Origin of the sequence: Gracilibacillus massiliensis (assembly GCF_001458115.1) — a bacterium.
Taxonomy (GTDB): domain Bacteria; phylum Bacillota; class Bacilli; order Bacillales; family Amphibacillaceae; genus Gracilibacillus; species Gracilibacillus massiliensis.
Window position 1 is genome coordinate 145,029 of record NZ_CZRP01000010.1, and the last position, 15,028, is coordinate 160,056.

The 15,028-nt window shown below is 36.3% G+C and carries 11 protein-coding genes; 3 read left to right on the plus strand and 8 right to left on the minus strand.

What is annotated here, in order from left to right:
• Nucleotides 1-369 precede the first annotated feature (369 nt).
• Nucleotides 370-3,102: a GTPase domain-containing protein gene (locus BN3107_RS02930; RefSeq protein WP_231735241.1), complete on the minus strand. Its 2,733-nt coding sequence runs from the start codon at nucleotides 3,100-3,102 to the stop codon at nucleotides 370-372.
• A gap of 223 nt (nucleotides 3,103-3,325) precedes the next feature.
• Between BN3107_RS02930 and BN3107_RS02935 the strand changes: the two genes are divergently transcribed.
• From BN3107_RS02935 to BN3107_RS02945, 3 genes are read left to right on the plus strand one after another with little or no spacing between them, the layout of a single operon-like run.
• Nucleotides 3,326-3,910, plus strand: a complete 585-nt coding sequence (locus BN3107_RS02935) for a TetR/AcrR family transcriptional regulator (RefSeq protein WP_058306147.1) — start codon at nucleotides 3,326-3,328, stop codon at nucleotides 3,908-3,910.
• Between the two features lie 60 nt (nucleotides 3,911-3,970).
• Entirely contained in the window at nucleotides 3,971-4,525 is a 555-nt protein-coding gene (locus BN3107_RS02940; RefSeq protein ID WP_058306148.1) for a hypothetical protein, read from the plus strand.
• On the plus strand, nucleotides 4,515-5,093 hold the full coding sequence (locus BN3107_RS02945) for a GNAT family N-acetyltransferase (RefSeq protein WP_058306149.1): 579 nt from the start codon (nucleotides 4,515-4,517) through the stop codon (nucleotides 5,091-5,093). Before BN3107_RS02940 ends, BN3107_RS02945 begins: the two co-directional genes overlap by 11 nt.
• A gap of 144 nt (nucleotides 5,094-5,237) precedes the next feature.
• On the opposite strand, the gene rlmD is transcribed toward BN3107_RS02945, so the two are convergent.
• The 7 genes from rlmD to ligA form a co-directional block, all read right to left on the minus strand.
• On the minus strand, nucleotides 5,238-6,614 hold the full coding sequence (rlmD, locus tag BN3107_RS02950) for a 23S rRNA (uracil(1939)-C(5))-methyltransferase RlmD (RefSeq protein ID WP_058306150.1): 1,377 nt from the start codon (nucleotides 6,612-6,614) through the stop codon (nucleotides 5,238-5,240).
• 178 nt (nucleotides 6,615-6,792) lie between these two features.
• Nucleotides 6,793-7,707, minus strand: coding sequence for a diacylglycerol kinase (locus BN3107_RS02955; protein ID WP_058306151.1), 915 nt, complete (start codon nucleotides 7,705-7,707; stop codon nucleotides 6,793-6,795).
• Between the two features lie 813 nt (nucleotides 7,708-8,520).
• The gene (gene gatB / locus BN3107_RS02960; protein ID WP_058306152.1) at nucleotides 8,521-9,954 is read right to left on the minus strand and encodes an Asp-tRNA(Asn)/Glu-tRNA(Gln) amidotransferase subunit GatB; all 1,434 of its coding nucleotides are present in this window, start codon (nucleotides 9,952-9,954) and stop codon (nucleotides 8,521-8,523) included.
• Complete coding sequence (gatA, locus tag BN3107_RS02965; RefSeq protein ID WP_058306153.1) at nucleotides 9,954-11,423, minus strand: Asp-tRNA(Asn)/Glu-tRNA(Gln) amidotransferase subunit GatA; 1,470 nt, start codon at nucleotides 11,421-11,423, stop codon at nucleotides 9,954-9,956. Before gatA ends, gatB begins: the two co-directional genes overlap by 1 nt.
• A gap of 12 nt (nucleotides 11,424-11,435) precedes the next feature.
• Nucleotides 11,436-11,726, minus strand: a complete 291-nt coding sequence (gene gatC, locus BN3107_RS02970; RefSeq protein ID WP_058306154.1) for an Asp-tRNA(Asn)/Glu-tRNA(Gln) amidotransferase subunit GatC — start codon at nucleotides 11,724-11,726, stop codon at nucleotides 11,436-11,438.
• A 102-nt stretch (nucleotides 11,727-11,828) separates the two neighbouring features.
• Nucleotides 11,829-12,998, minus strand: a complete 1,170-nt coding sequence (locus BN3107_RS02975; protein ID WP_058306155.1) for a CamS family sex pheromone protein — start codon at nucleotides 12,996-12,998, stop codon at nucleotides 11,829-11,831.
• Nucleotides 12,979-15,015 carry an NAD-dependent DNA ligase LigA gene (gene ligA / locus BN3107_RS02980; protein ID WP_058306156.1) on the minus strand — a complete coding sequence of 679 codons (2,037 nt, stop codon included), beginning with the start codon at nucleotides 15,013-15,015 and terminating at the stop codon, nucleotides 12,979-12,981. The genes BN3107_RS02975 and ligA overlap by 20 nt, the downstream gene beginning before the upstream one ends.
• Between the last annotated feature and the right edge of the window lie 13 nt (nucleotides 15,016-15,028).

A 15,028-nucleotide genomic window follows, 5' to 3' on the forward strand; every position in this document is an offset into this window, starting at 1 on the left:
ATATTGGATTTAAGTGCCTGGTGATGGTGTTAACTTTTTCTCGAAAATCAAAACAGACATTCACCTCCTTTAAATACTTTCATCATCCTAATCACTGTTAGCGCTTTCATTTTATGAAACATTAAAAATCCCTCGTTTTTTAGTCTAACAAGAGGATTTTTCAGAAGACATGTAAAGCTTAACAGAATATTGCATACTAAAATATTAAAAAAACAGACTTTAATTGTTAAAAAACAGAGAAAATTATTTCTAAATGTTTGAAATCTTTTGTTTATCATATAAGAATGTTCTCAGTGTTCTATAGGTTTTCTATCATTAGAAACATATAAAAAGCAGAAAGAAAATTTCTCTTCTTTCTGCTTTAGATTCTCATCTATTTTTTTCATAAATTAATTGATTGGCTGTAGCTATCCATTCCAATTGACGAAGCTTTATTTCAAACAAGGTAATCGGATTGCGATATAATTCTGGTTTTTTCTGCATATCATTTAAGTTAGCTTTATTACTTTCTATTTCATCATATGTTTCAGATAAAGTTTCCCGCAATACATTATCCGGATCTGCGAAAAACATGTTAATATCGCGTTCAATAGATTTCTCAAATATCTCGAACTGTTGCATAAATTCATCAATCACACTTTTGATCGTTTTGCTGTAATCTTTCCCCTTAATGTATTGTTTAAATTTATCATGAAGTATTTCTTTGTTTTTCAATAATGTATCGACAAGTTTCCCTGCACCTTTCCATAAAACTTCTGAACTAGCATAATGACTTATGAAGGTTGTTTCCGTCAACTGAATATTTCTTCTTGTCATCCGGTCGATATCCCGATTCCAGTCATTTAGAACTCTACTGTCACACTCAAAAGATATCTTTTCTTCTCCATATAAATGATTAAAACTCTCGCACATTTCCCTTAAATAGGTTTGACTCTCTTTAAGCTCATTTTCACTATTCTCAATCCACCTTTGAAGGTCTACATATAAGTCTGGTAAAACTGTATCCTCGATATATTGATTGGTTCGCTTATTTATTTCATGATTGAGCTCGCTATGGATTTTACTGAGATCACTATCTTTCTTTACCACTTCTGCACTTTGTTGAATCAATATCGGTAGCTTTGTCTTCAAATCCTGTCGCCACTTCTCGATAATTTTGCTATAAGCGTTTTTAATGACTTTTGCAGAGTTCTCTTCGATATCACGCAGTTGATTCTGTGCACCCTTCAGTTTGGTAACAATCTCTTCATTCCATTCTATTCGATCTCTTAATGAGATCTCCGCTTCTTCTCGTTTATCAAGCAAAAAGTCCATCGATTTTTTAATGTAATAAAGAATACTAGCCGTGCGATTATCTTCTATATATCGCTCATTTTTGATCGATTTTATGAATGCAGAAAACTCGTCTATCTGATTATTTTTACCTTCTTCTACAAAAAAGGTAAAAACTTTTGCATTCGAAAAATAACTATTAATTCTAGTACTTATTTTATTAGTCCGTTCTATTGCAGTATGCCGTTCGATCTTACTACATAATAGAAAATGGATAGGCAGATCTGGTGCTTGCTCTTTGATTTTAACAGCTGTATCAAGCTCGTTACTTGTCAGATTGGAATCTGCATTTATCACAAACAAGAGACCATCAGCTAATTTTAAATATTGGTTAGCTTGACTCCTGAATTCATTTTGTCCAGTGAGTGCTGGAGAATCAATTAAGGCCAGTTTATGGTTATTTAAAAAAGATACCGGCATTCTGCAAGATATTAGACTTTGCCCAGCAAGGGCTGCTTCTTTAAAATCGTGATGTTCTGAAATACTTCTTTCCTCTTCTTGCGTAATAGCCTTAATTTTCGCATTGTCCGCATCTTTATAAAGGACTGTAGCGTTACTCGTCTCTTCTGAAAGCTCTTCTTCGAGTATTGTATTCACAAATGTTGCCTTTCCTGTCGCTTCCGTTCCTGTAATCATTAAATGATAGTGATTTAAATCTTGTAATTCATTAATCAGCCATTGGTAACGTTTATCCGATGACAAACCTTCTTTCTCTGCCCAGCCCATAATGGATTTAAATAGAGTAACTCCATCTTCCATACCATGCTGATAACGAGCGGACTGACTTACTAGACTTTCCGCCTTATCAATAGTCGAAGCTTCTATACTAGATGGATAAATTTCATTCCATGTCAGTACGGCAGATGAGGCAATCACAGCATTTGAAGCTGTAGCTGTTTTCATCCAATTGGTTAAGTGAGTAGGCATTAAATAAGCGAATTCTTCTATTAAATAGTTTCCATTCAATAATTCAAAATATGTTATTTTATATTGATCGGAAAGTTTGCTCCATACATAGGATGGTTCTGGATCAACACTCAACAGCAGGTTGTTGATCTCTTCTAACCAAGAGAAATACAAATCATTTTGTTTATAACTATTCCATAGTGTTGTTGTTATAGACTCAAAACGATTGTGATCAACGTGATAAAGAATGGTTAAAACTTCGCTAAAATAATTTGGATGAATGGATGAAGTATGTCCTTGTTCTACATACTCTTCTAAAATTTTAAACCATAATAATGATTCTGTTCGTTTTGCTTCGTTAGCAGCAAGCTCAACCGCATTCTCCCAATCCTCTTGCTCTTCAAAGAATCCCCTTGCCGTATCGGTTACTTGAGGATAGTCAGGGTTTATATCAACCGCTTGCTTAATCGAATTTACTGCCTTCGCATACTTTCCAAGTTGTGTATATAATGAAAATAGCTGCAATAACACTTCCGTCTTTAATACATCTGAATCTGTTTCAACAGAATTGTAGTAGTCCTCCGCAATAGCAAGTAAATTCATTTTCACATGCGCATCTGCTATATTTTTCTGTGCCCAAGGTTTTAATTCATTTGAAACATTTTCCCATTTAAAAATGGCCGATTCAAAATCTTGATAGAAATAATATACCTCTCCCTGCGCAAATCGGATATACGATAGCTCAGGCATTTCATTTTGTTGTTCTTCGTTATATAATTCACCTAAAATCTTGATTGGCTCGACATTATTAATACCATCTGTATATGTATGATAATAGGATTTACTAATTAGTTGGTTTTCCATTGGTATCATGCTCCTCCATATTACCTTATTAAAACACGTTTCTTTATAATATAAATACCTCGATCTTAATTCTAACAAACATCGTACATGTACAATGTTTCATTTATTTTTCAATTATAATACATTTTAGTATCTTATCTGAAAATATTTCCATTTTTATATTGACTGATCGTTCGGTTAGTTGTATGATAGTTCCAAAGATACTTCTATGAGGTGGGTTATCATGACTAATGATTTAAGAATTACAAAGGGCAACGAAACAAAACATCGAATTATTGCTGCCTCCATAAAAATTATTTCAGAAGAAGGACTAAAAGGATTAAGTGCCAAAAAAATAGCAGATCTTTCAGGAATTAGTAAGAGTAATATATTTCACCATTTTGGTTCTGTAGATGAAGTGGTACATGTAATTTTTGAGAATATCCTCGCTGATATGGTGAAACCGATTGAAGCCAATCAGGAACCAGACTTAGAATCATTTCTTATTTTCCTTGGGGAAAGTATCTACTCTATTAGTGATGAAGAAAAATCAGCCTATGCTGTGTTACTTCATTTTTACAATACTTGTTTATACAATGAAAAATATAGAGCCTACTTATTGAAGACAAAGATTGAGGTGATTGGGGCTATTGCAACACAGTTATCGCGCTATAGTTCTCATAGAAAAGAAAAGCTTTTAAAGGTTTCTGAAATGATCATCATGACATTAGATGGTTACGGACTCCATTTTTTACTAGATTCTGATCGTGCTAGGTTTAAGGAAATATGGACATTACAAGTAAAAGCATGGCAGTCCTTATTACAATAGGGAACTGTCATTTTTAACAAAATAATAGTGACTGTTCGAACGGTCAGAAAGAGGTGTTCCATGTTGAAAATTCCAAAGTTTTTCCATGAAATATTAGGTGAGTTTCAGACAAAATCTTCTTTAGTTGTTATTGCTGTTTTTGTACTGATTTCTGGTTTTTTCACAGGTATTCTGGGATACGCTGAATGGAAAGAGTTATCGTTAATAAAACAAATAGTGACATGGTTTTTATTCTTAGATATTTCTGGAGGTGTTATTGCCAACTTAACAAAGGGAACGGATATTTTTTATAATCGGCATTCTAGTAATAGGTGGATATTTATAGCTATCCACGTGCAACCCATTATCCTTTCCTGGTCAATGGAAATATCGTTTCATTATGGGATTATAATTTGTGTTTACACGTTAATTAGTGCAGCAATCTTAAATTTGACTAGAGAGCTCTCGATTCATATCCTCTTAGCAGGTAGCTTTACCGGTATAGGTTTGCTGATTGTAGCATACTATAGTCAGGCGATACCCTTCTTTGCTACTACTTTATTCATTTTTTATATTTTTAAGGTGCTGTTTAGCTTTTCCGTTTTTCATCATAGGGGGGAACAAAATGACTATTAATCAATCACACATCGACTTGCTATCTAGTGCATTTGAACATGACCCTATGTTTGTTCATTTCTTATCAAACAAAAAAACATCTAAAAAGTTAATAACATTTATCATCAAACAAAATCGATTATTAGATGGGCTGGCCCTCACTGACGATAAGAGCGTGCCAAGTTACGTGGCAATAGTAGATCGACCAAAGAATTTGAGAAATGTATCAATATGGGCTAAAGTGAAATTAAATATAGAGATGTTTTTATTACTATTTCAGTTACCATTTCATGTGCTCAGATTCTTAACTAAGTATCAAAAAGCCACTTTTTCAGTTGCGCCAAATCAACCTCATTACTATTTAACAATGATTGGTGTAGATCCTCCCCACCAAGGAAAAGGCATTGGAATAAAGGTTTTACGTGAGATTCATAAAATTGCTGAATCTTCCCAGCCAGCCTATCCTGTTGCACTTGATACGGAAAATCCACAGAACATCGCTTTTTACGAGAGGGTTGGTTATGGACTGATGGATACTAAAACCATTGATGGATTAGAGATATATTGTATGAGGCGGGTTGTAAAGTAACATTAGTATTTTCTTAAATAATAGCGCTAGGTACTAATTCAAATGTATAATTTCGGTACTGTTTAGGAATATCCCCCCTAGAATACTTCTAGTGGGGATAAAATCTTTTCAAATTAGTTATTTGTTGTTTTTGAAATCATTAACTTATTTGAATTCTAACAACGCCACACTTTCCACATGTGTCGTCTGCGGAAACATGTCAACAGGCTGCACTTCCTTCGTTTGATATCCCCCATCTTCTAACACTCGTAAATCACGCGCCAATGTAGAAGGATTACAAGAAACATAGACAATACGCTTTGGCTTCATTTCTAGCATTGCATGTAATAGAGCCTCATCACAGCCCTTTCTTGGAGGATCAACGACAATAACATCTGGTTTAAGACCTTGCGCTTGCCACCAAGGCATTACTTTTTCAGCTTGTCCTACATAGAATTCAGCATTATCGATTTGATTTAATTTCGCATTTTCCTTGGCATCATTGATAGCTTCTGGCACAATTTCCACACCATAAACCTTTTTAGCTTTTTGTGCGAGAAACAATGAAATCGTACCTATACCACAATAAGCATCTATGACAGTTTCATTTCCAGAAAGATCTGCATATTCTAATGCTGTGTCATATAACTTTTTTGTTTGCGTTGGGTTGACTTGATAAAAAGATTTAGCAGAAATAGCAAATTTAATATCGCCAATTTCATCATATATATATTCGTCTCCCCATAACACTTTGGTTTTCTTGCCAAGAATCACATTTGTTCGATCTTTATTGATATTTTGCACGATTGATTTAATATGAGGATATGTTTCGGTTAGTTCTTTTATTAAAGCGTCTAATTGTGGTACTTTTTCTGTTTTCGTTACTAAAACAATCATTGTTTGCTTGGTTACTTGACCAGACCTTACCATTATATGTCGCAGGATACCTCGATGATGTTCTTCATCGTACGCCTCGATTCCAAGACGATTAGCTATTTCTCGAACTGCATCAACCATCCGGTCATTGACTTCATCCGTTATGATACATTGCTCCATGTCATCGATGATATCATGACTTCTTTTTCGATAAAAACCTGTGATCAACTCCCCATTTTTAGAGCCAACAGGTATCTGCACTTTATTTCGATAACGCCACGGATCATCCATTCCAATCGTAGGATGGACCGGAATATTTTCAATATGTCCGATCTTTCTTAAAGAGTTTTGCACTTGATTCCTATTCATATTGAGTTGCATCTCATAGCTCATGTGCTGTAATTGACAACCACCACATTTATAATAAACATTACATGGCGGATCGACACGATGTTCACTTTCATTTGTCGTCTCGATTAAACGACCAAAACCAAAGTTCTTTTTCACTTTGATTACTTTTACTTTTGCTGATTCTCCTGGGAGCCCATAGGGAACAAATAAAGGATACCCATTAATTTTCCCGACTCCATCACCTTCGTGAGTTATATCTTCAAATCTAACTTCAATTGTTTGATTTTTTTTAACTGGTGGGGCTACTTTTGTCATATTATCAACGTCCTTTGTCTAAAAAAAATGTCATGGTCATACCTCGACAATCTTTCTTATCATATGCTGTCCAAATTTTATCATAGCTCGTGTCAAATAGGAAATACTGTGTCTAATTTAATCATTTCCTGGGAAATAATAAAAGATACATCCGTTGGTTCGAATGTATCTTCTATTATTATTCTATTTCTGTCTGTTTCTCAATAAATTGATCTGATACGAAAAATTCAATGTGCTGATAAAGATTTTCAAATTCACCTGGTAATAAACCGCCGTATTCTCCATCAAGGTTTAATTGCATTTTTTCATCTGTAGAAACTTTAATTCTATTTGCTCTTGTATAAAAAATGTTTTTATCCTCTAAATGTGCTCCTCTAGTTGCAAGACTGGCAATACGAACAAATTCAGCCAAGTTTGTTTTACGAAGAATGACTAAATCAAAATAACCATCATCCATTTTAGCCTCTGGTGCAATTTTTTCAAATCCACCTACTGAATTGGTATTGGAAACAAGAAAAAGCATAATTTCATCCTCGAATATTTTTCCATCATATTCAATTTGTACATTTATCGGTTTTAATGATGGCAACATTTCAATACCTTTTAAATAATAGGCAAGTTGTCCTAGCATCGTCTTTAATTTACTAGGCACTTCGTATGTTAATTCAGTTAGTTTTCCACCACCAGCAATATTCATAAAATAGTGTCCATTAACTTTACCGATATCCAGTTTACGGATGTTATGATCTAATATCACACTTACTGCTTTTTGAATATCCCTAGGGATACCTAAGGCACGCGCAAAATCATTCGTCGTACCTACAGGAATAACCGCTAATTGTGGTCGGTGTTCTTGTTCCGCTATGCCATGCAATACTTCATTGATTGTGCCATCTCCACCGGCTGCGATGATTAATTCAAATTTGTATTCGACAGCATATTTTGCAGCATCAACCGCATCTCCTTCACATGTAGTGGCATGGGCAGATGTTTCATATCCAGCTTCTTCAAATCGTCTTAATACTTCGGGTAACTCTTTTTTAAACAGCTCTCTACCAGAAGTAGGATTATAGATAATACGTGCTCGTTTCATATTCATTCTCCTCTTACGAAAAACCTTCTACCTATCATCATATATGTTTTGGTTATTTTTGCAAATCATAAGCAAAAGCGACTTTCTTTACAGGATGTAATTATCTTTTAATGGATATTGTTCTGTGTAAATACATATGAACTTAAATGTTTTTTACCCACCAAACACGACGATACAATATGCAACGCAATATAAGGATACTACGTAATAAATGAGGCGATAATTTTGACATGGTGTGTGTGCTTAGACACCGCTGCGGCTTGTCCGCTTCTCTTTCCACGGGTTTTTCTCCTCAGCTAACTTTGGTAAGCAAAGATCACTTACCAAAGTGGATCTTCGGATAAAAACTTCCCGTAGGAGTTGAAGCGGACGCCTACGCTAATTTGATATTCTACAACGCTAGCATGAAGTAGCATTATGCCATTTCTCTCATGTAAAAAATTCTTTAATTGAAGTAACAGCTCAAAATGCTATCTGTCATAGTAGTTGTAGAACAAATATATTAGCGCAGGCCGCCCACTTTCACTCCTGTGGTAACTTTTTACCTGAAGATCCACTTTTTCAAGCGACCTTTGCTTGGAAAAGTTAGCTGAAGGGAAAAAACCACGGAAAGGAAAGTGGGCAGCCGGAGCGATTTATTAGTCAATTACACATTTCAAAATTACCACTTTTGCTATTAAATATGCATCCATTGTTGCGCAGTAGCTTCCTAATACACATAAAAATCCAAACGATTCAAAATCTATTTGAAACGTTTGGATTTTCGAATTACAAGATTATTTTTTTATATCCACTTCCGTCAAAGGTTTCTTATTACCTTTTTTCCATTTCTTCTAAAATTATCTTGTTAACCATCGGTGGATTGGCTTGTCCTTTTGTTGCTTTCATTGTTTGACCAACTAGGAAGCCAAGCGCTTTATCTTTACCGTTTTTGTAATCAATGATCGATTGTTCATTCTGATCCAAAATGCCGGTAATGATATCACGAAGCTGACCCTCGTCAGAAATTTGCACCAGACCTTTGTCTTTGACAATCTTTTCTGGGTCTCCACCTTTTTCTACGAGTTCTGCGAATACTTTTTTCGCCATTTTAGACGAAATCGTGCCATCTTCGATTAATTGGATCATTTTTGCAAGTGATGCTGGCGTCATTTTCAGGTCTTGAATTTCTACTTGTTGTTTATTCATATAGGCAGAAACTTCACCCATTAACCAGTTCGATGCTTGTTTCGTATCTGCACCAGCTTCAATGGTTTCCTCAAAGAAGTCAGACATTTCTTTTGTACTTGTTAGAACGGCTGCATCATATGTTGGTAGATCTAAGTCTTTTACATAACGTTCACGGCGTGCATCTGGTAATTCGGGAATTTCTGCGCGAATGCGTTCCTTCCACGCCTCATCAATATAAAGTGGTACAAGGTCTGGTTCAGGGAAATAACGATAATCGTCAGAACCTTCTTTGACACGCATAAGAATCGTTTCTTTCTTTTGTTCGTCATAACGACGTGTTTCTTGTAAGATCTCGCCGCCATTTAGTAATACTTCTCGTTGACGTTTCTCCTCAAATTCAAGTCCTTTTTGTACAAAAGAGAAGGAGTTTAAGTTCTTTAATTCTGTTTTTGTACCAAATTCCTCTTGTCCAACTGGACGGATCGAAATATTGGCATCACAACGTAAGGAACCCTCTTCCATCTTACAGTCAGAAACACCAGTATATTGGATAATATTTTTTAGTTTTTCTAAGTAAGCATATGCTTCTTCTGGTGTACGAATATCTGGTTCCGATACAATCTCGACAAGTGGTGTACCTTGGCGGTTGTAATCGACTAGTGAATAACCATCATCGCCGTGTGTTAATTTACCAGCATCCTCTTCCAAATGAAGACGGGTAATACCTATTTTCTTTTTCTCACCATTTACTTCAATTTCAATCCAGCCATTTTCGCCAATTGGCTGATCGAATTGCGAAATTTGATAAGCTTTCGGATTATCTGGATAGAAATAGTTTTTACGATCAAATTTGGTATTAGTTGCGATGTCACAGTTGATAGCCATCGATGCTTTCATCGCATAATTAACTGCTTCTTCGTTTAGTACTGGCAATACACCTGGGTAGCCTAAATCGATAGGATTGACATTAGCATTTGGTTCTGAACCGAATGCGTTTGGTGCAGGGCTAAAGATTTTAGACGCTGTTTTTAATTCCACGTGTACCTCTAAACCAATAACTGTTTCAAAATTTGTCATTACTGATCACCTCCTAAATTAGGACGTTTTGTATGATGATCTGTTGCTTGCTCATAAGCATATGCGGTACGATAAATCATCGACTCATCAAAGTGTTTACCGATAATTTGCAAACCGATTGGTAACCCATTGCTGGAAAATCCACAAGGCACTGAGATACCCGGTAAGCCGGCAAGGTTTACAGGAGTTGTTAATACATCGTCCGTGTACATTGTTAATGGATCATCAATTTTTTCGCCGACTTTATATGCAGGTGTTGGAGTCGTTGGTCCAATTACAACGTCATATTCTGCAAAGATTTTTTCAAAGTCATTTTTAATTAATGTACGAACTTTTTGTGCTTTTTTGTAATAGGCATCATAGTAACCTGAACTCAAGGCAAACGTACCCAGCATAATACGACGTTTTACTTCGTCACCAAAGCCTTCTGCACGAGATTCTTTGAACATATCAATCATATCGACATTTTTTTCGGTACGTTTACCGTAACGTACACCATCAAATCGTGCTAGGTTGGCACTTGCTTCAGACGATGCTAATAAGTAATACGCTGCTACTGCATATTTGGAGTGTGGTAAGGATACTTCTTCCCATGTGGCACCTAAGTCTTCATATTGCTTTAACGCTACTAGTACCGCTTCTTTAACCTCAGGGTCAACCCCTTCTGCTAAGTACTCTTTTGGTACTGCAATGCGTAAACCTTTGACATCTTCTTTAAATGCGTCACTGTAGTTTGGAACTTCTACATTAGCAGAAGTTGAATCCATTTTGTCATGTCCTACAATGGCTTGTAGAAGGTGGGCATTATCTTCTACGGTTCTAGTGATAGGCCCGATTTGATCTAAGGAAGAGGCGAATGCCACTAAACCAAAACGAGATACAAGACCATAGGTTGGCTTCAGACCTACTACACCACAGAATGCTGCCGGTTGACGAATCGAACCACCAGTGTCAGATCCTAGTGAAAATAATACTTCACCTGCCGCTACCGCTGCTGCAGAACCCCCACTCGATCCACCTGGTACATAATCGGTATTCCAAGGGTTGCGAGTGTTCTCGTAACTTGAATTTTCTGTGGAAGAACCCATTGCAAACTCATCCATGTTTAACTTTCCAATATTGATGGTGTTTTCAGCATTTAGCTTTTGGACAACGGTAGCGTCGTATAATGGATCATTTAAGTTATCTAAAATTTGACTGGCACAAGTCGTGCGTACTCCTTTTGTAACGATATTATCTTTAATACCAATTGGCATACCATATAGAATTGATGCATCAGCACCTAACTTTTCATCCAATTCTTTCGCTTGTTTTTTTGCTTTCTCTTCATTTAATGTTAAAAACGCTTGTACTTTGTCATCTACTTCATTAATTCTATCGTATGATGCTTGCACAAGATCACTGACCGTAATTTCTTTATTATGTAGCTTTTCTTGTAATTCTTTTAACGTATAATCAAAAAGTGACAAAAGAAACCCTCCTTATTCTAGAATTGATGGCACACGGAATTGACCATCTTTTTGATCTGGTGCATTTTTTAATGCATCTTCTTTTTTGATCCATTCTTTTGGCTCGTCTTTACGCATCACATTTTTCAAATCTAATACGTGTGTGGTTGGCTCCACATTATCTGTGTCTAGTTCGTTTAATAATTCTGCGTAGTTAATGATATCACCCAATTGCTTTGTGAACATTTCTACTTCTTCATCTGTTACTGCAAGACGAGCTAAATTAGCAACGTGCTTCACTTGATCTTTTGAGATATCTGCCATGTTCTTCACCTCCGTATATATTCAAACCTAGCATCATTAAGTAAAATCCATAACGTTTATTTTACCATTAATCCCGTGATTTCAAAACATTTTTGAACAGAATTAATGGTAAATATGGACAAAGCCTTCCTCTTCTCCAGGATTTCGAACAATTAATGCTTCTTGTGTATCTCCTGATGTAATATTTATTTCTAATTGATAATCATTTGGAAAACCTGATAAAACAAGCCCATAAACATACTGTGTGAAACCGATTAGTTCAGCCTTTCCATAAAACGAAACAGGGATTTCTACCGTTAATTTTTGCAAATCACCATTTTGATAGAAACCTTTACCTATTACACTGACATAATTCGGGAAATAAGAAGCGACATCGGTTTCAAAATCAACTAATGTGGCATGGGTATCTGCATACGTATTTCGCCCGTTTTCAGATGGGAATAATACATTTTCTTCGTTAATTTCTTCCCAATCATCAATCGATGCTCGATCACCAGGTATATTCGTCTTTGCAACAAAATTACCTGGTACTAGCGAACTTTGAGAAGATTCTCTAAAAACGGATAACATGATTGGCACATTTTCTAACCCTTCTATTTGACGAATTCTTTGCACCACTTCATCTGCTATTTGGTTCGCTTCTGAAAGCATTTTATCTTCTGAAATATCTTCATAATAATATGGACCACCTATTTCTGTTTGAAATCGATAGACAGATTTCATCGCGATTCCAATTGAAATACCTGTTAATTCAACCACATCATCATTCGATTTCGTCAAATAATTTTGCTCTAATATATGGGACAAATACTTTGGATTATCTTGCTCTGCTTCTTGCACTACTTCATCAGCTTCTTCCTCGGCTTCAACTCCCAATTCCGGGTTTAATCCAAGGGGTTCCTCATCTTCATCGTAACGTTCTAACCAATCATAAAGGATATCTTCTGTTAAATACTGACCCTCTTGAAAATAGTAGGTTTCTGGATCAAATACTTCCTTTGAATGACGGCGTAATCCTTCTTCCAGTTCATCAATGTCAACTCGATTGGCAATTTGGTTGGTAATAACACCACGTGCCTGACTTAAATTTGAATCAATCAGTACACGATAGTTCTCCTCAGACAAATTATGTTTTGGGATGATAGCTGTTTCTTGAAGACTATCATCTAAATTTTCATCTATTATCGCTTCTTCTTCTTGTTCACCGAAATCAGGGGCACATCCTGTTAAAACGAGTACTCCGACACAAAGGCTAGCCATCCACTTCTTCATTCTGTTTCGAATCCCCCTCAAGTGTCTCTTGTAATAATTGTTCGTCCCAAATTTCTATGTTTAAGCTTTTTGCTTTATCTAACTTGGAACCAGCTTCCTCCCCAGCTATTAACAGATCTGTTTTTTTACTTACACTACCTGTTACATTACCGCCTAATGCTTCGATACGCTGTTTGGCTTCTTGTCTTGTATAAATCGACAACTTACCTGTAAGAACAATTGTTTTTCCAGAAAAGGAACTATCAGCTGCAGCTTTGGTTACTTTTGGTCCTTGATATGTTAAATTCAAGCCTAGGGCACGTAACTCTGAAATAAGTTGATTCACTTTTTCATCTTCAAAATAGCGGACAATCGAGTCTGCCATTTTATCACCTATTTCATCTACTGCTACTAGATCATCAAAACCTGCCTCTTGTAACTTTTCCATCGTTTCGAAGTGAGTTGCTAACGTTTTTGCTGCTTTAGAACCAACATATCGGATACCGAGACCAAATAACAAACGCTCTAATGAATTTTCTTTAGAATCTTCAATTGCTTTCAACAGGTTGTCTACCGACTTCTCCCCCATACGTTCTAATTTAAGGAGTTCCTCACGATCTAATCGATATAGATCGGCAATCGTATGAATATACTCTGCTTGAAAGAGTTGTTCAACTACTTTTTCCCCTAGTCCATCAATATTCATAGCAAGCCTTGATACGAAATGGATAAGGCCTTCTTTTAATTGAGCAGGGCAGTTTGGGTTGATACAGCGTAATGCCACTTCTTCTTCTAAACGGACTAATTCCGCCCCACAGGATGGACAGTTCTCAGGCATCGCAAAAGGTTGTTGTTGATCGGTTCGCATATCTTCTACAACACGTACTACTTCTGGAATAATATCTCCCGCTTTTTTGATCACTACCGTATCACCAATCCGAATATCTTTCTCTTTAATTAAATCTTCATTATGAAGAGAAGCTCGCTGAACCGTTGTACCCGCTACTTTAACTGGTTCTAAAATCGCTGTTGGTGTGACGACTCCTGTACGACCGACACTTAACTCGATATCGGTTAGCGTTGTTACCGCTTCTTCAGCTGGAAATTTATATGCCGTTGCCCAGCGGGGACTTTTTGCCGTAAAGCCTAACTGTTCTTGTGCTTCTAAATTATCAACTTTAATAACAATTCCGTCAATATCATAAGTGAGGTTCGCGCGTTTTTCAACCCATTCTTCGACATATTGAATTACTTCTTCTATACTGTTACATTTTCGCCATTCAGGATTTGTCTTAAAACCAATTTTCTCTAAATATTGGAGTCGTTCAATATGTGTTTCTAGTGTACCTGATTCCCATTCACCAACCGCATATAAAAAAATATCAAGTTGACGTTTTGCTGCAATTTTTGGATCCAATTGTCTAAGAGATCCAGCTGCTGCATTTCTTGGATTTGCAAAAGGTTCTTCTTCGTTCTCCACACGTTTTTGGTTAAGCGATACAAAAGCCTGTTGTGGCATAAATGCTTCCCCTCGAACTTCAATAGGTGCTTGGTCCGGGATTCTTAATGGAATACTCTTGATCGTTTTTAAATTACTGGTAATATCTTCACCAGTTGTGCCATCACCTCTTGTTGCACCTTGAACAAAGAGGCCGTCTTGGTATCGCAATGAAATCGCTAGTCCGTCAATCTTTAGCTCACAAACATATGTTACTTGTTCTGTTGCTAATCCTTCACGTACACGACGATCAAAATCTTTTAGATCTGCTTCGTTAAAGGCATTTCCTAAACTCAACATTGGGACACGATGGGTGACTTTTTGAAATGCTTCTAACGGCTCGCCTCCCACTCGTTGAGATGGCGAGTCAGCAGTAATCAGCTCTGGAAATTCTGCTTCGATGTCTTTTAAATTTTTCATTTTCTTGTCGTATTCCGCATCTGGCACACTTGGATTGTCCAAGACATGATATTCATAATTATATCGATTTAATTCTTCACTTAATGTCGCCAATTGCTCTCGTGCCTCGTTCTCAGTCATGTTAACAGCACCT